At 59.7% G+C, this 21,952-nt stretch carries 18 protein-coding genes and 1 pseudogene; 16 read left to right on the forward strand and 3 right to left on the reverse strand.

What is annotated here, in order from left to right; genetic code table 11:
- Window positions 1-104: 104 nt before the first annotated feature.
- From NKJ08_RS08745 to NKJ08_RS08805, 13 genes and pseudogenes are all read left to right on the forward strand, one after another.
- Window positions 105-956, forward strand: coding sequence for an electron transfer flavoprotein subunit beta/FixA family protein (locus NKJ08_RS08745; RefSeq protein ID WP_352548223.1), 852 nt, complete (start codon window positions 105-107; stop codon window positions 954-956).
- An 18-nt stretch (window positions 957-974) separates the two neighbouring features.
- Window positions 975-2,084, forward strand: coding sequence for an electron transfer flavoprotein subunit alpha/FixB family protein (locus NKJ08_RS08750; protein ID WP_352781657.1), 1,110 nt, complete (start codon window positions 975-977; stop codon window positions 2,082-2,084).
- Between the two features lie 9 nt (window positions 2,085-2,093).
- Entirely contained in the window at window positions 2,094-3,401 is a 1,308-nt protein-coding gene (locus tag NKJ08_RS08755; RefSeq protein WP_352781672.1) for an FAD-binding protein, read from the forward strand.
- An 11-nt stretch (window positions 3,402-3,412) separates the two neighbouring features.
- The gene (locus NKJ08_RS08760; RefSeq protein ID WP_352480510.1) at window positions 3,413-3,712 is read left to right on the forward strand and encodes a ferredoxin family protein; all 300 of its coding nucleotides are present in this window, start codon (window positions 3,413-3,415) and stop codon (window positions 3,710-3,712) included.
- Window positions 3,713-3,895: 183 nt separating this feature from the next.
- A pseudogene (nifA, locus tag NKJ08_RS08765) lies at window positions 3,896-5,658 on the forward strand (nif-specific transcriptional activator NifA).
- Window positions 5,659-5,895: 237 nt separating this feature from the next.
- Window positions 5,896-7,374, forward strand: coding sequence for a nitrogenase cofactor biosynthesis protein NifB (gene nifB / locus NKJ08_RS08770; RefSeq protein WP_352781658.1), 1,479 nt, complete (start codon window positions 5,896-5,898; stop codon window positions 7,372-7,374).
- A gap of 31 nt (window positions 7,375-7,405) precedes the next feature.
- Window positions 7,406-7,600: a 4Fe-4S dicluster domain-containing protein gene (locus NKJ08_RS08775; protein WP_352457023.1), complete on the forward strand. Its 195-nt coding sequence runs from the start codon at window positions 7,406-7,408 to the stop codon at window positions 7,598-7,600.
- Window positions 7,601-7,699: 99 nt separating this feature from the next.
- Window positions 7,700-8,020, forward strand: coding sequence for a nitrogen fixation protein NifZ (locus NKJ08_RS08780; RefSeq protein ID WP_352516056.1), 321 nt, complete (start codon window positions 7,700-7,702; stop codon window positions 8,018-8,020).
- Window positions 8,017-8,229: a putative nitrogen fixation protein NifT gene (gene nifT / locus NKJ08_RS08785; RefSeq protein ID WP_023678250.1), complete on the forward strand. Its 213-nt coding sequence runs from the start codon at window positions 8,017-8,019 to the stop codon at window positions 8,227-8,229. The genes NKJ08_RS08780 and nifT overlap by 4 nt, the downstream gene beginning before the upstream one ends.
- 38 nt (window positions 8,230-8,267) lie before the next feature.
- Window positions 8,268-9,173: an SIR2 family NAD-dependent protein deacylase gene (locus tag NKJ08_RS08790; RefSeq protein ID WP_352781659.1), complete on the forward strand. Its 906-nt coding sequence runs from the start codon at window positions 8,268-8,270 to the stop codon at window positions 9,171-9,173.
- 73 nt (window positions 9,174-9,246) lie between these two features.
- A complete protein-coding gene (locus NKJ08_RS08795) occupies window positions 9,247-11,115 on the forward strand; it encodes an ABC transporter ATP-binding protein (RefSeq protein ID WP_352781660.1) in 1,869 nt (622 codons plus the stop codon).
- Window positions 11,115-13,010, forward strand: a complete 1,896-nt coding sequence (locus NKJ08_RS08800; RefSeq protein WP_352516059.1) for an ABC transporter ATP-binding protein — start codon at window positions 11,115-11,117, stop codon at window positions 13,008-13,010. Before NKJ08_RS08795 ends, NKJ08_RS08800 begins: the two co-directional genes overlap by 1 nt.
- 159 nt (window positions 13,011-13,169) lie before the next feature.
- Window positions 13,170-13,373, forward strand: coding sequence for a hypothetical protein (locus tag NKJ08_RS08805; protein WP_352457028.1), 204 nt, complete (start codon window positions 13,170-13,172; stop codon window positions 13,371-13,373).
- Window positions 13,374-13,619: 246 nt separating this feature from the next.
- On the opposite strand, the gene NKJ08_RS08810 is transcribed toward NKJ08_RS08805, so the two are convergent.
- The 3 genes from NKJ08_RS08810 to nifA (NKJ08_RS08820) form a co-directional block, all read right to left on the reverse strand.
- On the reverse strand, window positions 13,620-14,660 hold the full coding sequence (locus NKJ08_RS08810) for an LLM class flavin-dependent oxidoreductase (protein ID WP_023678254.1): 1,041 nt from the start codon (window positions 14,658-14,660) through the stop codon (window positions 13,620-13,622).
- Between the two features lie 91 nt (window positions 14,661-14,751).
- Window positions 14,752-15,891 carry a histidinol-phosphate transaminase gene (gene hisC, locus NKJ08_RS08815; protein ID WP_352781661.1) on the reverse strand — a complete coding sequence of 380 codons (1,140 nt, stop codon included), beginning with the start codon at window positions 15,889-15,891 and terminating at the stop codon, window positions 14,752-14,754.
- A 235-nt stretch (window positions 15,892-16,126) separates the two neighbouring features.
- Window positions 16,127-17,899 (reverse strand): nif-specific transcriptional activator NifA, encoded by a 1,773-nt coding sequence (gene nifA, locus NKJ08_RS08820; protein WP_352781662.1) that lies wholly within the window; start codon window positions 17,897-17,899, stop codon window positions 16,127-16,129.
- A gap of 741 nt (window positions 17,900-18,640) precedes the next feature.
- On the opposite strand from nifA (NKJ08_RS08820), the gene NKJ08_RS08825 reads away from it, so the two are divergent.
- From NKJ08_RS08825 to NKJ08_RS08835, 3 genes are all read left to right on the forward strand, one after another.
- On the forward strand, window positions 18,641-18,850 hold the full coding sequence (locus tag NKJ08_RS08825; protein ID WP_156937379.1) for a hypothetical protein: 210 nt from the start codon (window positions 18,641-18,643) through the stop codon (window positions 18,848-18,850).
- 54 nt (window positions 18,851-18,904) lie between these two features.
- The gene (locus tag NKJ08_RS08830) at window positions 18,905-20,233 is read left to right on the forward strand and encodes a dicarboxylate/amino acid:cation symporter (RefSeq protein ID WP_352523373.1); all 1,329 of its coding nucleotides are present in this window, start codon (window positions 18,905-18,907) and stop codon (window positions 20,231-20,233) included.
- A 303-nt stretch (window positions 20,234-20,536) separates the two neighbouring features.
- Window positions 20,537-21,568 carry a LacI family DNA-binding transcriptional regulator gene (locus NKJ08_RS08835; protein WP_352523372.1) on the forward strand — a complete coding sequence of 344 codons (1,032 nt, stop codon included), beginning with the start codon at window positions 20,537-20,539 and terminating at the stop codon, window positions 21,566-21,568.
- Window positions 21,569-21,952: the final 384 nt, after the last annotated feature.

Raw genomic sequence — 21,952 nt, forward strand, 5'->3', positions numbered from 1 at the left:
AACCAATCGCAGAGGGGGCACGCAAAACAGTTGGCACGAATGATGCAAACCAAGGAGATGAACCGCCAAGCCCGCATCCGGACAGGAGCCTGGAGAAACCGCCAATGCACATCGTAATCTGCATCAAGCAGGTGCCGGACTCGGCACAGATAAGGGTCCATCCGGTGACGAACACGATCATGCGCCAGGGTGTTCCGACTATCATCAACCCTTACGACCTGTTCGCCCTCGAAGAAGCCCTCAGACTGCGCGACTCCTATGGTGGCGAAGTCACCGTGCTCACTATGGGTCCGCCCATGGCAGAGGACGCGCTGCGCAAGGCGCTCGGTTACGGCGCCGACCGAGCGGTGCTCTTGACCGACCGCTATTTTGCCGGCTCCGACACGCTCGCGACCTCGTTCGCCCTTTCCCAGGCAATCGCGAAGGTTGGCGAGACGTTCGGCACGCCAGACCTCGTCTTCACCGGCAAGCAGACGATCGATGGCGACACCGCCCAGGTCGGGCCCGGCATCGCCAAGCGCCTCGGACTCCTGCAGTTGACCTATGTCGCGAAGATCGCCTCTATCGACCTTGCTGCGCGCGAGATCAAGGTTGAGCGCCGCTCCGAAGGCGGCACACAGATGCTGAAGAGCAGGCTACCTTGCCTGATCACCATGCTGGAAGGCACAAACGAGATCCGCCGGGGCTCGATCCAGGACGCCCTGTGCGCCGCGCGCAGCCAGGTCTTGAAATGGAGTGCGGCCGACGCCGGCATTGAGGATCTCACCAAATGCGGCCTGCGCGGTTCACCGACGGTCGTCAAGCGCGTTTTCGCCCCTCCTGCGCGGGCGGAAAAGGCGGCAAAAATCGACACCGCCGAGATGGCTTTGCGCGATGTCGCTGACGAACTCATCACGGCAATCTTCACCCGCCAGCCGGCATTGGAACATGAGCTCGCCTTCAACGGCGGCGCGTGAGAGGGCAAGGATCAGACGATGTCGAACGCGAACCGAGAAACCCCTCGCCCTGCCGCCGGCCGTGCCGGAATAAAGAAGGAGCTGCCCGCGCATTTCAAGGACTACCGGCACATCTGGGTTTTCATCGAGCTCGAACGCGGCCAGGTCCATCCCGTATCATTCGAACTGCTCGGCGAAGGCCGCAAGTTAGCAGACAAGCTTCAGGTCCAGCTTGCAGGCGTCGTGCTTGGACCGCCGGGAGAGGCCATCGGGAACGCCGTTGCCGAAGCGTTCGCTTATGGCGCCGACCTTGTCTACATCGTCGAGGCGCCGCTGCTCGCCGACTATCGGAACGAGCCATTCACCAAGGCGATGACGGATCTGGTCGATACCCACAAACCCGAGATCCTTCTTCTCGGTGCCACCACACTCGGCAGGGATCTTGCCGGCTCCGTGGCGACGACCTTGCAGACAGGGCTCACGGCCGACTGCACCGAACTTGATGTGGATACCGACGGTTCGCTCGCCGCCACCCGTCCGACTTTCGGCGGTTCCTTGCTGTGCACGATCTATACGCTCAATTTCCGCCCCCAGATGGCGACAGTGCGACCGAGGGTCATGCCCATGCCACCGCGGGCGGATAAACCGGTCGGGCGTGTCATCCGGCACAAGCTCTCGGTAGCCGAGGACGAGATCGTTACCAAAATCCTGGGCTTCCTGCCGGATAGTCAGTCGGCAAAGGCAAATCTTGCCTATGCCGACGTCGTGGTTGCGGGAGGCCTGGGTCTAGGCGCGGCGGAGAACCTGCAGCTGGTGAAGAATCTCGCGCGGGCAATTGGTGCCGAGCATGGCTGTTCGCGCCCGTTGGTCCAGAAGAGCTGGATGCCGGCTGATCGGCAGATCGGCCAAACTGGCAAGACCATCCGGCCGAAGCTTTACATAGCGGCTGGGATTTCCGGCGCCGTCCAGCATCGGGTTGGCGTGGAGGGGGCGGATCTCATCGTGGCCATCAACACCGACCCGAACGCGCCGATTTTCGATTTCGCTCACCTCGGGATCGTCACCGACGCGATCCGCTTCCTGCCCGCACTGACGGAAGCCTTCACCCGGCGGCTGTCGCCCCACAGTCGCGATAAGCTTGCGAGCTAAGGGATGGACATGATTGAGGAACAATTCGACGCCATTGTTATTGGGGCCGGCATGTCCGGAAACGCAGCTGCTTACACCATGGCCAGCCACGGCCTGAAGGTGCTGCAGTTGGAGCGGGGTGAATATCCGGGCTCCAAGAATGTCCAGGGTGCCATCATGTACGCGAACATGCTGGAGAAGATCATCCCGGATTTCCGGGACGATGCGCCTCTCGAGCGGCATTTGGTTGAACAGCGGCTTTGGGTGATGGACGACACATCCCATACCGGGATTCACTATCGGTCGGACGACTTCAATGAGGCGAAGCCCAACCGCTACACGATCATCCGTGCCCAGTTCGATAAATGGTTTTCGCGTAAGGTGCGCGCGGCCGGCGCGACGGTTCTGTGCGAGACGACCGTGACGGAACTCATCCGTGACGCCAAGGACAGGGTGATCGGCGTCCGCACAGACCGGGCCGGCGGAGCCATCTACGCGGACGTGGTCGTCCTCGCAGAAGGTGTCTGCGGACTGCTTGGCACGCGGGCCGGCCTGCGCGAGATGCCGAAGCCGCAAACCGTGGCGCTCGCCGTCAAGGAAATGCATTTCCTGCCCGAAGAGGTCATTGAGCAGCGGTTCGGCCTCAAAGGCGATGAAGGCTGCGTGATCGAGGCGGTGGGCACGACCTCCCGCAGCATGGCCGGGCTCGGCTTCCTCTACACCAACAAGGAGTCGATCTCACTGGGCATTGGCTGCCTCGTCTCCGATTTCGCCGCGATGGTCGAGAGCCCTTACGTCCTCCTCGACGCCTTAAAAACCCATCCTTCGATCCGGCCGCTGATCGCCGGCTCGGAAGTGAAAGAATATTCCGCGCATCTCATTCCCGAAGGCGGCTACAAGGCTATTCCGCAGCTCTTTGGCGACGGTTGGGTCGTGGTCGGCGATGCCGCGCAACTGAACAACGCCATTCACCGCGAGGGTTCGAACCTCGCCATGACCTCCGGCCGCATCGCGGCTGAGGCAATCATCGAGGTCAAGAGCCGCAACGGTCCTATGACCAAACGGAATCTCGCCCTTTACAAAGCCATGCTGGACAAGTCCTTCGTGGTCAAGGACCTAAGGAAATACAAAGACATGCCGGCCTTGCTCCACACCAATTCCTGCAATTACTTCACGGCTTATCCGCGGTTGATGTCGCAAGCCGCGCAGAACTTCATGCGTGTCGACGGCACGCCGAAGATCGAGAAGGAAAAGGCGACCACGGCGGCCTTCATCAAGGCGCGCTCCCGCTGGGGGCTGGTCAGCGACGCGGTTCGCCTTGCATTGGCGTGGCGCTGAGGGGAGACGAAATGACGATCGCAGTGACGAAGTCACGTGTCGAGGACAAGCTTTACCAGAACCGCTACTTGGTGGATTCCGGCCGTCCGCATATCAAAGTGCTACCGCACGAGAGGCCAAGCGCGAACTTGCTCGCGCTGACCCACGTCTGCCCGGCGAAATGTTATGAGTTGAACGACAAAGGTCAAGTGGAGATCACTGCCGACGGCTGCATGGAGTGCGGCACCTGCCGGATTTTGTGTGAGACCAGTGGCGAGATCGAGTGGAACTATCCACGCGGCGGTTTCGGAGTCCTCTTCAAATTCGGATGACCGACGCACGCACGTATCAAGAGGGTTAGTCTTGGTTACACCTGAGGTCGCGACCAACGCCAAGTCTCATCTTTGCTTGAATCGCCTCGCAACGAAGAGAAGCTCGTGAATACTGTGCTTTCAGAATTCAGACTCAGACACAAAAGGAGGAGCACTCTGGACGACAACCGCTGAGGTGTTTCCATGGCTCACGTACCGCAAGATCGGGTCGACGAGGTGGCACCTCGGGATACCCGCCCTGAACCGCCCATCAAAAGCATGCCCCAAGCAGATATCGCGCTCAGGGGACTCTACGAGATATCGAAGGTGCTGACCGCCCCCAGCGAGCTGGAGATTACGCTCGCCAATGTCGTGAACATCCTGCCTTCGTTTCTGCAGATGCGTCACGGAGCAATCGTCGTCCTGGACGCTGAAGGAGAGCCGGAGATTGCCGCAACTGCCGGCAATACCCACGCACCTCAATCAGGCACTCGCCGCGTCATACCACAGGCCATAACAGATCAAATCGTCGCTACGGGGACGCCGCTCTTCATACCGGACGTCCGCAAGTCCCAACTATTTCAAGCTGACCTTCAAACATCTTCGAGCAGCGGCACCATCCCAATTGCCTTATCGGTATCCCGCTAAAGGCTGATCATAAAATCCTTGGGACATTGTCGATCGACCGCGCCGGAGACGGCGCCACCGACTTTCGCGACGACGAGGACACATACTTCCTGACGATGGTCGCCAACCTTGTCGGCCGGACGATCCGTCTCCATCGCATTCTGAGTACAGATCGTCAGCGGTCTGTCCATGAGCAATGGAGACCGGAGACATCGCCCAACGAGGGGAGGACCTACGACCCTGCCCGGCATGCGGATGTCAAAATCGACGGGATCATCGGGGAAAGCCCCGCACTCAAGCAGGTGCTCGAAACCGTCTCGGTCGTAGCAGGGACCAATTCCACCGTGCTACTGCGGGGTGAAAGCGGCACCGGCAAGGAATTCTTTGCGCAAGCCATCCATAAGCTCTCACGTCGGAGGAAGAAGTCTTTCGTCAAATTGAACTGCGCCGCACTGTCTGAAAGCGTTCTGGAGTCAGAACTGTTTGGGCATGAAAAGGGCGCTTTCACGGGTGCTATCTCCCAGCGCGCCGGTCGTTTTGAATTGGCAAATGAGGGAACGCTGCTACTTGATGAAATCGGCGAGATTTCGCCGGCCTTTCAAGCCAAGCTGTTGCGTGTCTTGCAGGAAGGCGAGTTGGAGCGAGTCGGCGGCACCAAAACGCTACAGGTCGACGTGCGCCTCATATGCGCCACCAACAAGGACCTCGAGACGGCCGTCATAAAAGGGGAGTTCAGGGCCGACCTTTATTACCGCATCAATGTGGTGCCAATTATCCTGCCTCCGCTCAGAGAGCGACCCGGCGATATTCCACGCCTTGCGAACGCCTTCCTTAATCGATTCAACAAGGAGAACGGTCGCGCACTCGCCTTCGCGCCGTCGGCGCTTGACCTGATCTCGCAATGCTACTTCCCTGGTAACGTCCGCGAGCTGGAGAACTGCGTCCAAAGGACGGCCACACTTGCGCGTTCAAGGACGATCACGCCATCCGATTTCGCCTGTAAGAAGAGCCAGTGCCTTTCCTGGCTCCTCTGGAAGCGAGCCGACCGCTCGAATGGCGGCAATACCATCGACGATCTCGCACGGGTCAACGCAGTGCCGGTCGGATTGCGGCTGCCGGCCAGTCGCATCGGTGCCTCCGCAGGCAACGTTTCTCCCGTTACGGCCGGCGATCCGAACGATCCCGCTTGTCCCCCGCGTCTGACGGAACGCGACCGGCTGATCGACGCGATGGACAAGGCCGGTTGGGTTCAGGCCAGGGCGGCTCGTATCCTCGGCCTCACGCCGCGGCAAATCGGCTACGCCCTGCGCCGGCATGGTATCGAGGTGAAGAAATTCTAGACGTTGTGATGACGTCAAACGTAAGCCCGGAGTAGTCTCCCTCACACTCTGCGCGCCAAGGCTGGTAGCCTTCGCGACCCGATTTGCTTGTCCACTGTCGGAAGCCCGACAAAGGTGTGTCGGAGCAATCCGACGGAATCCGACACGAAAGCCAATTCGTGAACCAAAACCGCTCTTTGAGCTGGCATAGCTCTTGCGGTTTGAACTGCGACATTCACCCAGCAACGGAGCCGTTCGATGTCCGCACCGGCAATTTCGCTTGAGAGCCTCAGCACGACATTCGATGACCAGTTGCTTGCCACCGTGAAAGCCGGTGGCTGCGCGTCTTCGTCCTGCGGCTCGTCGATAAAGCCGGACGACACGGATCCGGCTGTCTGGGACAAGATCAAGGATCACCCCTGCTTTTCAGAAGAGGCGCATCACTATTTCGCGCGCATGCACGTCGCGGTCGCGCCCGGCTGCAATGTCCAGTGCAACTACTGCAATCGCAAATATAACTGCGCCAACGAAAGCCGGCCTGGGGTGGTCTCCGAAAAGCTGACGTCCGACCAGGCGCTACGCAAGGTGATCGCGGTCGCCAACGAGGTGCCGCAGCTTTCCGTGCTCGGCATCGCCGGACCTGGCGATGCCTGTTACGACTGGAAGAAGACGAAGGCAACGTTCGAACGAGTCGCCAGGGAAATCCCAGACATCAAGTTTTGCATCTCCACGAATGGGCTCGCGCTGCCGGACCATGTCGATGAGCTTGCCGACATGAATGTCGATCACGTGACGATCACCATCAACATGGTCGACCCTGAGGTCGGTGCAAAGATCTATCCTTGGATCTTTTACGACCATCGCCGCTACTTCGGCATCGAAGCCGCCCGGATCCTGCACGAGCGGCAGATGTTGGGTCTGGAGATGCTGACCGCGCGCGGCATCCTCACCAAAATCAATTCGGTGATGATCCCCGGCGTGAACGATGAGCATCTGATCGAGGTGAATAGATGGGTCAAGGAGCGAGGCGCGTTCCTGCACAACCTCATGCCGCTGATTTCGGACCCGGCGCACGGCACGCACTACGGACTGAGCGGGCAACGCGGCCCAAACGCAATGGAGATGAAGGCTCTTCAGGATCGTGTCGAAGGCGGCGCCCAGTTGATGCGCCACTGCCGGCAGTGCCGGGCAGATGCCGTCGGCCTGCTCGGTGAGGATCGTGGCCAGGAATTCACACTCGAGCGGATTCCCGGCGAGGTCACCTACGATGCCAGCAATCGCAAGGCCTATCGGGAGCTGGTCGCGGAGGAGCGCCGTGATCACGTGGCGGCTAGGAGAGAAGCGATCGGATTGGTCAAGGCAGCGAGCCCCGGCAAGTCCCTTCTCTTCGCGGTGGCGACCAAGGGCGGCGGCCGCGTCAATGAACATTTCGGCCATGCGAAGGAATTCCAGGTTTATCAAGCCTCGCTGAGAGGGATCAGTTTTGTCGGGCATCGGAAGGTCGAGCAGTATTGCCTCGGCGGCTGGGGCGGAGAAGCCGCCCTCGATGGCGTCATCGCAGCGCTTGAAGGCATAGATATCGTGCTGTGCGCCAAGATCGGAAACTGCCCGCAGGATCAGCTCGCGGACGCTGGAATCCGAGCCACCGACACTTATGCCCATGACTATATCGAGACCGCAATCAGCGCGATTTACGCCGCCGCGTGTGGGACCCCCGCACTCGCGGCGACGGCCTGAGCTGTCTCATTCATTCGGACCAGGAGTTAAAATGGCTTTCAAGATCATCGCATCCCAATGCACCCAATGCGGCGCCTGCGAATTCGAATGTCCCTCCGGCGCGATCAAGTTCAAAGGCGAGAGCTACGTGATCGAGCCCCACAAGTGCACCGAGTGCGAGGGGGTCTTCGATGCGCAGCAATGTGCCTCGGTATGCCCGGTGCCGAAGACCTGCGTTCCTGCGTGACGGACATTGGGCTGCCGACATGGTCGGGGCTGCCTGCGCAGGACGCCTGGAACGCCTTGTTCACAATCTGCAGCCTCAAGGGAAAATCAGGGAACGGACATGTCGCTCGGACGCGAAGAGGAGGTCGAAATCCGCAGGCCTCCACGATTCATGCCGGGAGAGCGGGTACGTGCCACTCGCCATATAAAAAATGACGGCACCTATCCTGGCAGGGAGATCGGCGAAAATCTCGTGCGGAAGGGCGACGAGGGATATGTGCGCGACATTGGCACCTTTCTCCAGCAGTTCTTCATCTATGCGGTCGAATGGATCGACCGTGGCACCGTCGTCGGCATGCGAGCGCGTGAACTGATGAGCCTCGACAAAGCCGAGGCGCCCTGCAGTGCTGATAGCAATACCAATGAAGGGACGGCCAGATGAAAGTCATGATCCGCAGGACCGATGCTGGCTTGTCGGCGTATGTCCCGAAGAAGGACCTCGAAGAGCCGATCATCAAGCTCGAGAAGGAAGAGTTGTGGGGCGGAACTGTGACGCTCAGGAACGGGTGGCGGCTCCTCCTACCCGATCTTCCACGGGATACGCGTCTGCCGATCACCGTCGAGGCAAGGAAGGTTTCCGAAGAGGACTGATGCTGCCCGTTCACAAGGTGCGTCGCGAGGAAACGAGCATGAACACGATCCTGACATCGGGCCACCTGGTCATCGTGCGGGACAGTTTTGCCGAAAAGCTGCTTGACCTGGCGAAGGAAGCGCTCGCCGCCGATCAGGTGATCCCCTATCTCGGTCCGGGTCTTCTTGGGTTCAACTGTGCGGAACCGCCTGTGCCGCATGCGCCCGAGGTCGTTGCCGCGGCACTCAATGCACGGGCGCCAGCCCCTTCCAGGATCCGCACCAATATGTGGTCGGTTGCGCAGTTCATCGAACAGCGCCGGCATCGCCGGACGCTTCAAGCTTGGATGACCGACATATTCGCAGCGCCGGTGGCGCCTACCCTCCTCCACGCCTGGCTCGCAAGGCTGCCGCTCTCCCTCATCGTCGACAGCTGGTACGACGGCGCGATGCGCACGGCTCTCGTAGAGACCGGCCGAACGGACGTCGTTGAGATACAAGGCGTCACGCGGGCGAACGAAATCGGTAACATTTGGACGAAAACCTACGATTTGTCCGGGAGGGAACTCGACCCCCGATCGGGGGCAAAGACGGTTCTCTATACACCTCACGGGAGTATTAGGCCGGCGCAAAACTTTCTCGTCGCAGATTCCGACTATGTCGAAGTCCTGACCGAAATCGATATCCAGACACCGATCCCAGACGTGGTGAAGGAACGGCGCATCACCCGTGGACTTTTCTTCGTTGGCTGCCGCTTCAACGATCAGATGCTGCGCACCTACGCCAGGCAGATCATGAAGCGCTCCCGAGGTCCACATTGCGCGGTAATGGACGCGGAAACGCTGACCAGAAACGAAGCGCGTTTCCTTGCGGCAAGCGGAATCACGGTGATCGACATGCCAGTAAGTGAAGCCGCGGCTCGGCTTATAGGAACGGGCACTGCTGCAGGTGGTGGACAGGATTAACAATGGCGGGCCCCTTTGATGATTGGTCCTTCGGCTTGCCTCGAAGGCGCAAAATGCAGTCGGGAATACACCCGTGAGCAGTGATGCTATCGGCAGCGCAACGAACGCTCTAAATTCGTTGACCCATGTGGAAGCGGCGCGCTGGGGCCGGGATTTGAGTACGCTGTTGCGCATCACGCGTATGAATTTGCGGCATCCCTGGCAGGTCGCCTTCGCTATGGGCTCGACGGTCCTGGCGGCAATCCTCCAGTTGCTCATTCCCCAGCTTCTCGGCCGGGCCGTCGACCTGACCCAGACAGCCATCGGGGGCGGTGTCGCGGGGACCGCGGCAGGACAAGCGCTCTGGATCCCGGCTCTCCTGCTGCTCGCCGTCAGCGCGCTACGCGGCCTTTTCACGATGGCGCAGAACTATTTTGCCGAAGCCGTCGGGCATCATGTCGCGTACGAACTGCGGCTCGCCTACTACGACAAGATCCAGCGTCTCAGCTTTTCCTTTCACGACCGGGTCCATTCAGGCGATCTGATCACCATCGGAATGCTCGATCTCCAAGGCGTGCGGATGTATTTTTCCACCGCGCTCGTTCGCGTGCTCCTGCTCACCATGCTGATCGGGATCGGCGCCTACATGATGATCTCGACCGATCCCATGCTCGGCCTGGTCGCGCTGAGCTTCGTGCCTTTTGTCGCCTGGCGCTCATCGGCCACACAGCTTAGGCTGCGCGCCACCTGGCTCGACCTGCATGAGCGGCTTTCAGTACTAAGCCGCGTGATGGAGGAAAATCTCGCAGGCATCCGCGTGGTCCGCGCTTTTGCGGCTCAAGCCTATGAGATGCTGAAGTTCGACGGCGCTTCCAAGAACGCGCTCGACCTCGCCAACGACCGCGTCGACATTTACGTGCCCAGCACGTCGGCGATGACCTTGTCCCTCTTTTTCGCAATGGGATTGGTGCTCTGGATCGGTGGCAGCAAGCTCGTCGCTGGCGAGATCAGCGTCGGAACGGTGGCGACCTTCCTGACCTTCATGACAATCCTGCAAATGCCAGTCCGCCAGATCGGCCTCATGGTCAATGCCTTTGCCCGCGCTTCTAGCTGCGGTTCGCGGCTTTTCGGTCTCCTCGACCAGGAGATCACAATCAGGGATGCTCTCGAGGCCAGACCGCTCGAGATAAGCGACGGCACTCTGCGCTTCCACAATGTCTCGTTTGCGTACCCCAGCGCCGAAAACCGCGCCATTCTGAAGAACCTCAGCTTTGAGGCCCGTAGAGGCGAGACGATCGCGATCGTCGGTCCGCCGGGTTCGGGCAAATCGACGATGGCTCATCTGGTCCCCCGCTTTTACGACGTGACCGGTGGCGCCATCACGCTGGACGGCCAGGACATACGCAATGTCACCCTCGCGACGCTTCGCAAGGCGGTCGCCGTCGTACAGCAGGATGCATTCCTATTCACCACCACGATCGAGAACAACATCGCTTATGGCGATCCCTGGGCGAAGAGACAGCGAATCGAACGCGCTGGCGAATTCGCCCAGCTCCACAACTACATCCTCGGGCTCCCAGCAGGCTACGAGACGGTCGTGGGCGAACGCGGCGTCTCTCTCTCTGGCGGCCAGCGCCAGCGTCTCACGATTGCTCGCACCATGATGCTGCGCCCCTCCGTCGTCGTTTTCGACGACGCAACGGCCGCGATCGATGCCGGCACCGAGCAGCGCATCCGCGCGGCGATGCGGCGCTTCGCCAAGGATCGGGTGACGATCATCATCGCGCACCGGCTGAGTGCGCTTATGCATGCCGATCAGATCCTTTTTGTCGATAACGGCGAAATCGTAGAACGCGGCACGCATCAAGAGCTTTTGGCGAAGCGGGGACGCTACAGGGCCCTTTACGATCTCCAGACGCGCCCGGGTGATGACATTATGACCCAGTATGGGGGCGCCCGCTGATGGCGCAGGGCCGCGCCGGCGAACTCGAAGCCGAACGTGACGACGGCAGACGCCCTCCGCGCGCGGTTGTCGGCTCGCACCGCATCGAGGAGGAGATGTTCGGCCGGGCTTTCGACAAGAGCATCCTCCGGCGCATCTGGGCCTTCGTCCGTCCCTATCGGGCCAGGGTAGTCATCACGATTGCAGCAATGCTGATCTTCACGGGGACGCAGCTTCTCATCCCGTTGATCATCCGCTACGCGATCGACCAGGGCATGAACCCGGCAAGGACCGATCGCTCAGCCCAGCTTGCGGCCGTCGGCGCGTTCGTCTTGGCGATTTTGGTCAATTTCGCTGCCGGCTACATGCAGGAAACTGTGGTTGGGAAAGTGGCCGAAACTGTCCTGTTCGACATCCGCCGCGCCATGTTTGGCCATCTGCAGAAGGTTTCGCTCTCCTTCATGGACAAGACCGAGGTCGGACGCCTCATGTCGCGCCTGCAAGGCGACGTCAACTCCATACAGGAATTCCTCGAAACCTCGGTATATTCCGTAGGCGATGTTGCGCTCCTCTTCGGCATCGTTTTCGTAATGCTGTCGCTCGACTTCCGCCTCGGCCTCCTGACGCTCTCGGTTCTGCCGGTCCTGGTGATCGTCCGCATTGTCTGGCTGCCGCGTGCCCGCGACGCCTTCATGGCCGCACACGAGACTAATTCCGTCGTCAACGGCGCGCTGGCCGAAGCCATTCACGGCGTGCGCACCGTCCAGTCAATGGACCGCCAGCAGGTGAATTTCATCCTTTTTGACGACAAGGCCCATGCCAACCTCAGGACCCACCTGATCGCTGCCAAATATGCACTGGTCATGGTGCCTATCGTCGATGGCCTCACCGGCCTCGCCATGGCCGCCGTTATTGTGGTCGGCGGCTCGATGGTCATGAATGGCCGCATAGATGTGGGCGTATTGGTTGCCTACCTATTTTACATCCAGCGCTTCTTTGACCCGATCCGCTCACTCACCCTGCAATATTCGGTCATGCAGCGCGCCATGGCCTCAGGCAAGCGCCTGACCGATGTGCTCGACGTCAAGATCGATGTTCAGGACAAACCCAATGCCGAGGTGCTTTCGCCCGAAATGGACGGCTCGGTCGAGTTCAGGGACGTCACCTTCGGCTACAATCCGAACCGTTCGGTGCTGAAAAATGTCTCCTTCCGGGTCAATCCCGGCGAGACGGTCGCACTGGTGGGGCCGAGCGGTTCTGGCAAATCGAGCGCGATGGCCCTGGTCCACCGCTTCTATGATGTTCAGCAGGGCCAAGTGCTGGTCGGCGGACATGATGTGCGCGATCTCACCCAGGAATCGCTCGGCCGCCAGGTCGCCATGGTGCTGCAGGAGCCGTTCCTGTTCACCGGGACGGTCTTCGAGAACATTCGATACCACAAGACGGAAGCCACGCGCGACAAGGTGATCGAGGCCGCCAAGGCGGTCGGCGCCCACGATTTCATAATGAGCCTCGCCGACGGGTATGAGACCCAACTTGGCGAACGCGGCGACAACTTATCTCTCGGCCAGCGCCAGCTTATCAGTTTCGCCCGCGCCCTCGTCGCCGACGCCAAGATCCTCGTGCTCGACGAAGCTACCGCCAACATCGACAGCTACACGGAAATGCAGATTCAGAAGGCTCTGGTAAAGCTGCTTGAAGGGCGCACTGGCCTCGTCATCGCCCACCGTCTTGCCACGACCCGGGGTGCCAACCGCATCATCGTGCTTCAGAATGGCCAAGTTATTGCGACTGGCAATCACGATCAGCTAATAGCCATGGGGGGCCTGTATTCCAAACTCTACAATCTCAACTACGCCTCCTTCGACGATATTCCCGAACACGATACGACCGTACAAGCCGGCTCCCAGACCTGACGTCTTGTCGGCCTTGTGGTACTGGCATTGACTTCGGGCGTGCCGGCGGACACTCAGGCCGCCGCAGACGAGGAAGCAGGCAGCATTCATGCAAAGCACTCGCGCGGATCGTGAAGACCGGCTGCGAACGATTTCCTCCAGCGTCGTTATCCGACCGCGGTGCACGCCGCGACATCGGGCGAACTCGCTCCAGGTGGTGTCGCTCGGCGTAGCAAAGCCGCTCGCGAGCGCGCCCTCAACAGCGCCGTAGCGAGTGACGGCTTTGCTACCGCCGAGCCGCTGATGAAGCTGGATGCGGGAGCCGCCACCGGCGCCGCCCCGGTCGAGAAGAACCTCTTGCGGCGGGCTATGGGCAACGACTAGCGCGAGCGCGACGAGCAGATGCGTGCCGGCATCGTGACGCGCTCGGCCATCATCTCCTTAGGATCGTGCAGTCTCACACCGTGCCCAGATGCCGGCCAACGCACAAACCTGGTAATCTGTGCCGCCGGCTCGTGGTCAGTTTGGCCTCCCTCACGATTTCCCAATCCCCACCACGTGCACGCTCGAGCAATGTGAGGGAGCGCTGTTACAACGATTTACCTTCGGATCAGACCGCGAATTTCATGGTCAGCCAAGTCGAGCCATGATTTCGGATTGAATGGTCGTCGCGGTGTATAGGGAAGCATCGAGCGGCAGATTCCCAAATGCCAGTTGACAAAGAAGGTAGTTAGCACCTGCCTCTTCCAACTGACTGAGCAGAGCTTCTCGCACAGACGCTGCTGATCCTACCACGCACAATTCACTCTCGACTGCCGCATCGAAGGTCAGCGGCAGGTTGGGTGGAGTGGGGATAGCGTTAAGCTCGTAAAGGAATTGGAAGCTCTTGAGCCATCGTTCGTAAGCAGGTGCCGCGAGCGAATAGGCATGTGTGTCACAACGCCCAACCACGACCATGCGGAGCAATCCAATAAATGGCGCTCGATCGCCCGCGCCAGTGTTGTCCTCTTGATAGGCGCGGAACGCATCAGTAGTTTTGCGAACAGAAGAGGAAGGTCCTACACACGCGATATTTGCTCCATTCGCAGCGGCCCAGGCTGCGGACTCGGGTCGATTGGCGGCGACCCATGTCGGCGGATGTGGACGCTGATGAGGTCTTAGCGTCAAAGGAACGTCATTGAGCTCAAAATGGCGGCCTTGATAGCACAGCGTGCCAACCTTCATGGCATTAACAAGTATTTCAACAAGAATTTCGCTGGCTTCCGCATAGCGGCCCGGCACCGCGTCCGCACCAATCCCGAAGTAACCCAATTCGATCGGGAGAGCACCGCGCCCTATGCCCAGTTCGAGCCTGCCACCGCTCAACTGGTCCAGCATACAGATCTCTTCGAACGCACGCAGCGGATGATAAAGCGCAAGCAGCATCACCAAGGGTCCGAGACGCAGGCGCCGGGTGCGCTGGGCGACGCTCGATAAGAACAGATTCGGCGATGGACCTCTCCCATGGGGGGTACAGTGGTGCTCTGCGAGATGATAGGCATAGAACCCTAGCTGATCGCACGCCTCTGCTAATATCAGGCGATCTTCGTACTGCCGGGCGATATCGAGGCCGTCCTCGTCCAGATGATCGAAGATGCCGAAGGCTAGGTTTGAAGGAAAGACGTTTGTCACTCGATATTGTCCCCGATTTTAAAGAAAAATGTTGTCGTGCTTGGGTGACCAAGCAAGCCTAAAGATAGCAATGTGTGATATCGGATTAGCGTCAGCGTACCGAACGAGCAGAGCCTGACGCTCCCCTGCCCGTGGCGCTTGGTATGTTTAAGCTTCCAACTATATCGCGAGCGGCAGCAAGAAATGCATCCAATTGCTCTTTTGTGCCGATGCTGACGCGGATGCAATGTTCCAAACCATTGTCCGGAAAGTAGGCAACGAGTATCTTTTGCCTTTCCAAGGCTGCTTGCCACCATGAGCCGTCCTGTCCCGCTGGCACACGGGCTAGCAAGAAATTTGCGTGGGAGGGCGTTACGGAAAATCCAAGTTGCGACAGTGCGGCTGTCACTCGCTGTCGTTCATGTCTGATGTGCTTGTGGTTCTCTGCGTAGGCGCCGCGATGCGCAAGCACGCTGATACCAACCGCATGCCCGATCACGTTCATGTTGAAGACGTTCTGGATGTTGCGCAGCCTGCCAATAATCTCAGGGTGACCGAAACCGAAACCGACGCGAATGCCGGCGGCGGCATAGCTCTTCGAAAATGTTCTCAAGATCAGAAGGTTCGAATAACGGTTGATGAGGCGCAGCCCGTGATCGGGTGCAAAGTCGACGTAGGCCTCATCAAGGACGACCAGGCGATCCGATTGTGCCACGAGGCGTTCGATATTGCTTATCGAGAGGAATGTTCCGGTCGGATTGTTTGGATTGGCCACCAGAATGAACTTGGCGTCTTTTGCCGGACCGAAAAGCAATTGCTCCATTGGCAGCGAATGAGTTTGACATCCGATCTCGAGAAACTCAGCACCATGCAACATGGCAAGTTTGCGGTTGAACGAAAACCCTGGCGATATCATCGCCACCTTGTCGCCAGGGGCGAGGAAAGCTCTGTAGATGAGTCCGAGCAGTTCAGACGACCCGTTGCCTGCGATGACCTGATCCGTGGATACGCCATAGGTATTGGACGCTGCTTCCCTCAAGCTGATGTTATCGTCGTCCGGATACAGATACTGGCGATTGAGGGCCGCCACTGCACTTTGCATTATGATTGGCGGCAACGGAAACGGGTTCTCATTCGTATTCAGCTTGACAAAACTTCTGTCCGGCGCTGGTCCGTTGGACGGCAGAGCATCTAGCTGTCGCGTCCCTTGCGGAAGAGACGAAAGCACAGCTTGCAGTTTTGCATCGGACATATTTTATCTCCGTTTCAGTCGCACAGGGGCATCCGTATGAGCTCGCAACGAGAGCAACATGGCGGACGGATTGACGATGGCAGCGTCGCCTTTCACAAGATGGTCGCAACGCCGGCTGCCACGGGAATTCGGCCAGGCTGTCCTCGGTCGGATCGACTTGACGCGGACGCGGATCTGCATCCCTGCGCGGGCCAAGCCGCTAAGCGGTCTCAGCTAATCCGCCTGAGTCATGCTTTCACAGACGCTTGACCTCGATGCCGTATTTCCTCAGCACGTAGCCAATCTGGCGCGGGGTCAGTCCAAGCAGGCGCGCCGCCTTTGCCTGCACCCAGCCACATCTTTCCATGGCAGCAATGACGCGCTCGGCGTCGGTGGTCCTCGCGCCCAATGAGTGGGTTGCTCCGGCAGGCGGGACTGTGGTGGCGGCCGAACGAGCGGCCGCATCCGGCGGCGTGGCCGGATTCGCTGCCTCTGGCACGATTGGCGCTGGTTGCAGCGCGGCCTTGCCCGATCTGCTCTTCCGCAGCGCCTCGGCAAAGCATTGGTCGTGGGAGCACGCAAAGTCGTTTCTCCCGATTGATCGTCCCTCCGCCAGGATCGCTGTCCGGTGCACGCAATTTTCAAGCTCGCGAATGTTGCCGGGAAATTCACATTTCATCAGTACTTCAATCGCACGCGCATCGAAGGTCAGCGTACGGCCGTTCTCATCGTTGAAATTCTTGAGAAACTCAGCTGCGAGGAGCGGAATATCGCTGCGCCTTTGGCGTAATGCCGGCACCAGCAAGGGAACCACGTTGATGCGATAATATAGGTCGGCGCGGAACTCATTCCTTGCAACCGCCTCTTCAAGGTTCCTGTTCGTGGCGGCAATCACGCGAACGTCGACCTTGATGGTCTGGTTGCTGCCGACGCGCTCAAACTCCTGCTCCTGCAGCACGCGCAGTAGCTTTGCCTGGAAGGAGGCCGAGATCTCGCCGATCTCATCCAGAAACAACGTCCCCTTGTCGGCGAGCTCAAAGCGACCCTTGCGGGAATTGAACGCGCTTGTGAAGGCACCCTTCTCATGACCGAACAATTCGGATTCCAGGACAGTCTCTGGCAGCGCTGCACAATTGAGTTTGATGAAGGGCCGCTTGGCGCGCGGCGACAACTCGTGAATTGCCTTGGCGACCAGCTCCTTCCCGGTACCGGATTCGCCTCGCAACAGAACCGTGGTCTTTGCCTTAGCTACCACTGCGATCTTCTCGAGCAGCGCGCTTAGCGCCGGACTATCGCCAATCATTCCCTTGACGTGAACCTTCTTGCGCTGCGGTGCAGGGTGCTTGACATCAGAGAATTGCGTTTGCAGCCGATCTTCCACCTCTGTCGGTCGTTCGCGGTCGCCCGCGGAGAAGCGGTGCAACTTGACTGTCTGTCCCACCATGTTGGCGATCATGGTGAGCAGCCGGACATCATAATCGAGCCGATACGTTGACCTGCTGTCCAAGGCGCGGTCGATAGTCAGCGTGCCTACGGCGTTCCCATCAACACGAATGGGAACGCCGATGAACGACACGGGGTCGGAGGCCCCAAGCACCTCTATGTCAGCGGCAGTGAAGGCCGAATGCACGGCTATGTTCTCGGCGACGAGCGGCGTGTCCGTCGTCACAATCCGATCGATTGCCTTGCGCGGCAGACGCATCCGGGAGCGCTCATCGCTGTTCTCGTCGCAGCCGGTGATTACGGTGATGTCCAGTATGCCCTCAGCGTCGAAGAGAGCGATGATGCCGTGCCGCATCTGCACAAACGAGGGCAGGAGATCGACGACCTTGGCCAACGTGACTTCGAGCCGGGCGGGGTCGGTGAGTACTTTCGATATTTCGAAGATGCCGGTAAGCGCGTGCTCGTGCGATGGCACAAAAGGGACCGCGGTGTTCGTCTCGGACTTTGGGTAAGCCCTTTTCGCATCCGGAAGCGAAATGCGGCACTCGCTGGCATTTTGTTCTGATTTGGGAATGTTGTGGTGCATGTGATCCTCGATCTCGCGCCATGAAATGCATGCCTGCGGCATGTGCGCCCGCGACGTCGCGGGCAAGCGCGAAAATGCTCTGACGTGAACTCGTGCCACCGCCGTGTGGTCGAGTGCAAAGCGGGTCGACCCCTGACGCATCGCTTGGCTCTCCCTCCACGAAGCTTGGTCACGTTCTCGGCTTGCACGGGGGCAACCACACGTTGATTTTCAAAAGACTGGAGCGAGGCGGGATAGTCAATCGAGCTTTCTTTCATTCGTGAAAGGAAACCTCGCGGCCTATGATAGAATTCATCAGTTCTAATTTTTGTCGGCGATGTTGAACGACAGAAATACGGCGCCGGCGATGCGGTGCCCGAGCGGCTGACCGCGCCGAGTATAAATTGCCGGGCCGTGCCATTCACCAGCGCCTGCGAACCAGGGGCGGCAGCGATAATCACTGCCGACGACACTGGTCGGTCGCGGCAACCGCCATTTCCTCGATATTGATGACGCAGATAAGGCGGCGGCGTCGCGTGTGAAGGCGCGAAGCTGGCGGTCGAGCGCGGCTTTCTCGCCGGTGCTCGGAACTTCTGAACCGCATCGTCGCGGTCAGCACCAGCGGCGTCAATCCCTACGTCTCGACGTCGCTTTCAAGCTGTCGCTGCAGCGGCAGCGCGGCAAAGAACACGGCAATTCTCCGCTCTGGTGCCAGCGATGCGGCCCTTCCCAAAGTCGGCAAACCGAGGAGCCCACCACGATGTGCAGCAAAACCGCAAGCCAGAGAGATCGACCGGCAATCTGCCGGAGAACATCAAGCGCGTGCTGGACGGCGGCCTTGTCATTCCCGTCTTGTGCCACCGCATTCATCCCATCATTGGCGAGCCCAACGTCAGTTCAGGTCATGCGGATCCATTTGGCATGGGTATTGCGGCGGCGTTGGTGCAGCGTTCGACCGGAGCGCCGCGATAGGGAGAAGCCCGGGAGAAGTCACGCCACCTCGATCCGGTCAGGGAGAGAGAAACAGTGTCAGCTGCACAAGTCCGCGGCGCGAGTCCCGCGCCCCGCAAACCCTTCTATGCCAAGCTTTACGCGCAGGTGCTTGCCGCCATCGCCCTCGGCGTCGCAATTGGCTATTTCTATCCGGGGACCGGCGAGAGCCTGAAGCCGCTGGGTGATGCCTTCATCAAGCTGGTCAAGATGATCATCGCGCCTGTCATCTTCCTGACAATTGCGACCGGCATTGCCGGCATGAACGATCTTCACAAGGTCGGCCGGGTCGCCGGCAAGGCAATGGTCTATTTCCTCACTTTCTCGACGCTGGCGCTGATCGTCGGCCTCATCGTCGCCAATGTCGTCCAGCCTGGCGCCGGCCTCAACATCGATCCGGCCTCGCTCGATGTCCAGGCCGTGAATACCTATGCCGCAAAGGCCCACGAGCAGTCGGTCACCGGCTTCCTGATGAACATCATCCCGCCAACGATTGTCGGTGCCTTCGCGGAAGGCGACATCCTGCAGGTGCTGTTCTTCTCGGTTCTGTTCGGCATGGCGCTCGCGATGGCCGGAGAGACGGGCAAGCCTGTCGTTTCCTTCCTACAGGCGCTCATCGCGCCTGTCTTCAAGCTCGTCGGCATTCTCATGAAAGCCGCGCCGATCGGCGCCTTCGGCGCAATGGCCTTCACCATCGGCAGATATGGCATCGGTTCGGTCGTCAACCTCGCGATGCTGGTCGCGACGTTCTATTTCACCGCCTTCCTCTTCGTGTTCGGGGTTCTCGGCGCGGTCTGCCGCTACAACGGCTTTTCGATCTGTTCTCTCATTCGCTACATCAAGGAAGAGCTGCTGCTTGTCCTCGCAACGTCCTCCTCGGAGGCCGCGCTCCCCTCGCTCATGCAGAAGATGGAGAAGGCGGGCGCCAGGCGTTCGGTTGTGGGTCTCGTCATCCCGGCCGGATATTCGTTCAATCTGGACGGCACGAATATCTACATGACCCTGGCGGCCCTCTTCATCGCGCAGGCGACGAACACGGATCTGTCAATCGGCGATCAGGTGCTGCTGCTGCTCGTTGCGATGCTTTCCTCCAAGGGCGCTGCAGGTGTAACAGGTGCGGGCTTCATCACCCTGGCTGCTACGCTCGCCGTAGTTCCGAGTGTTCCCGTTGCTGGGATGGCACTGATACTCGGCATCGACCGCTTCATGTCCGAATGCCGGGCGCTGACGAATTGCGTCGGCAACGCAGTGGCATCCCTCGTCGTTGCCCGCTGGGAAGGAGAATTGGACCGAGCGCAGATGAAAGCCGCCTTCTGCGGTCATCAGCTTGCCGAGGCATCAAACCGGATATCCTCCGCCGAGTAAGGGCGACGCACCGCGACCGGTTTCGCCAAGCTGGTCACATGACCTGAACGATCGACTCGCAGGCTCTAAACGGCGCCTCACGGACCATGTATCAGAAGCGCTAAATGTGTGAGTGCAAATCGTCGCCGCCCTAAGCGAATGAACCTTCCGTTATACCCGGCCGGTCTACGTCTGGAGTAGCCCAATACGCTGTCGATCATTCAGTATGCGGGCGTCTTCACTTTTGCCCACCCGAAACCATTGTCGAATCGCGCTAGGTGACAGAGAGCCAGCCTGCGTCAAAAACCAATCAGAATAGGACCCATGACCAAGCGCCCCACAATTGCCGATCTCGCCCGCGAAGCCCGAGTCAGCGTAGCAACGGTCGATCGGGTTCTGAACGCCCGCCATCCGGTGCGCGAGGAGACCGCGCGGCGGGTCCACGACGCCGCCCACGCGATCGGCTATCATGCTGCCGGGCTCATCAAGCAGCGCTTTCGGCGAGACCTACCGTGCTACCGTCTGGGCTTCATCTTGAGAAAACCGGCCCAGCATTTCTACCAAGACTTTGCGCGCGAGGTCGAAGCGTCGGTCAATTTGGCCCAGTCCTTCCACGGCATTCCGCTCATCCAATTCGCCCCGTCACATATGCCGAGCGACCTAATCGCACCGCTCAAGGATTTGGGCGCACGCTGCCATGCGATCGCGATGGTGGCACCGGACCACCCAAAAATTACAGCAGCGGTTGAGGACCTCAAGGCCAAAGGCATTCCAGTTTTCTCGCTGCTTTCCGACTTCGCCGCCGGCGTGCGACAGGGCTATATCGGCCTCAACAACCGCAAGGTGGGGCGCACGGCCGCTTGGATGGTGTCCAAGGTCGCAAAACGGCCCGGCAAGGTGGCGGTGTTTGTCGGTAGCCATCGTTTCCAGGGGCACGAGCTCCGTGACGTCGGCTTTCGCTCCTATTGCCGTGAGAACGCGCCGACGTTCGAGGTGCTCGATCCGCTTGTGAACCTGGAGAAACGGCAGATCACCTACGAGGCAACGCTTGATCTCATGCAGCGGGAACCCGAGCTCGTCGGCTTCTATGTCGCCGGGGGCGGCATGGAGGGCGCCATCTCCGCGGTCCGGGAAGAGGGTAAAAGTCGCGATCTCGTCGCGATCGTGAATGAAATCACGCCGGAATCTCGGGCGGCACTCGCTGATAACATCATCACGATGGCGGTCGCCACGCCAATGCGCCGGCTTTCCCAGGAGCTGATAACGCTGATGATGCGGGCTATCGAGACCGGCACTGCTGAAACACCAGGACAGACATTTCTGCCGTTCGACATTCATCTGCCGGAAAATATATGAAACTGATGGCTTCTATCGTAAGCGGGGAAGTTTCCTTTCATAAATGAGAGAAAGTTGATTGATGATCCCATCCACGCGGGGTAGCCGCACCCCACAGGCCTCAGCCGCGGCCCAGGATGAAGCGCCAATTGGGTGAACGGATCGGCCACGCGTTCAGGCGGAAGCGCGAGGTAAATTCCCTACATCCGCAGCGTCAATCGCGACCGGCTTCATTGCCAACATCTCGACGTTGTCGGTGCAGGGCGGTGTCGTCAAGGATGCCTCACGCCAGTAGCCGAGCGAGGCCGGCACAGTCCATTGGGATTGACCTCGTCGACCGGCATCTCCTCGCCTGGCCGCGCGTGAAAAGCCGCGGCAAGGCCGGCAAAGTTGGCATTTGAGTGG

The sequence above is a fragment of the Mesorhizobium sp. M0244 genome, assembly GCF_040321795.1.
GTDB lineage: Bacteria > Pseudomonadota > Alphaproteobacteria > Rhizobiales > Rhizobiaceae > Mesorhizobium.

What these genes read in the sequence shown, in the direction of transcription:
- NKJ08_RS08760 (WP_352480510.1), top strand. Translation starts at nt 3,413, where the DNA reads ATGACGATCGCAGTGACGAAGTCACGTGTCGAGGACAAGCTTTACCAG.
- NKJ08_RS08750 (WP_352781657.1), top strand. Translation starts at nt 975, where the DNA reads ATGTCGAACGCGAACCGAGAAACCCCTCGCCCTGCCGCCGGCCGTGCC.
- nifB (WP_352781658.1), top strand. Translation starts at nt 5,896, where the DNA reads ATGTCCGCACCGGCAATTTCGCTTGAGAGCCTCAGCACGACATTCGAT.
- NKJ08_RS08800 (WP_352516059.1), top strand. Translation starts at nt 11,115, where the DNA reads ATGGCGCAGGGCCGCGCCGGCGAACTCGAAGCCGAACGTGACGACGGC.
- nifT (WP_023678250.1), top strand. Translation starts at nt 8,017, where the DNA reads ATGAAAGTCATGATCCGCAGGACCGATGCTGGCTTGTCGGCGTATGTC.
- NKJ08_RS08790 (WP_352781659.1), top strand. Translation starts at nt 8,268, where the DNA reads ATGAACACGATCCTGACATCGGGCCACCTGGTCATCGTGCGGGACAGT.
- nifA (WP_352781662.1), bottom strand. Translation starts at nt 17,899, where the DNA reads ATGCACCACAACATTCCCAAATCAGAACAAAATGCCAGCGAGTGCCGC.
- NKJ08_RS08755 (WP_352781672.1), top strand. Translation starts at nt 2,094, where the DNA reads ATGATTGAGGAACAATTCGACGCCATTGTTATTGGGGCCGGCATGTCC.
- NKJ08_RS08780 (WP_352516056.1), top strand. Translation starts at nt 7,700, where the DNA reads ATGTCGCTCGGACGCGAAGAGGAGGTCGAAATCCGCAGGCCTCCACGA.
- hisC (WP_352781661.1), bottom strand. Translation starts at nt 15,891, where the DNA reads ATGTCCGATGCAAAACTGCAAGCTGTGCTTTCGTCTCTTCCGCAAGGG.
- NKJ08_RS08835 (WP_352523372.1), top strand. Translation starts at nt 20,537, where the DNA reads ATGACCAAGCGCCCCACAATTGCCGATCTCGCCCGCGAAGCCCGAGTC.
- NKJ08_RS08745 (WP_352548223.1), top strand. Translation starts at nt 105, where the DNA reads ATGCACATCGTAATCTGCATCAAGCAGGTGCCGGACTCGGCACAGATA.
- NKJ08_RS08775 (WP_352457023.1), top strand. Translation starts at nt 7,406, where the DNA reads ATGGCTTTCAAGATCATCGCATCCCAATGCACCCAATGCGGCGCCTGC.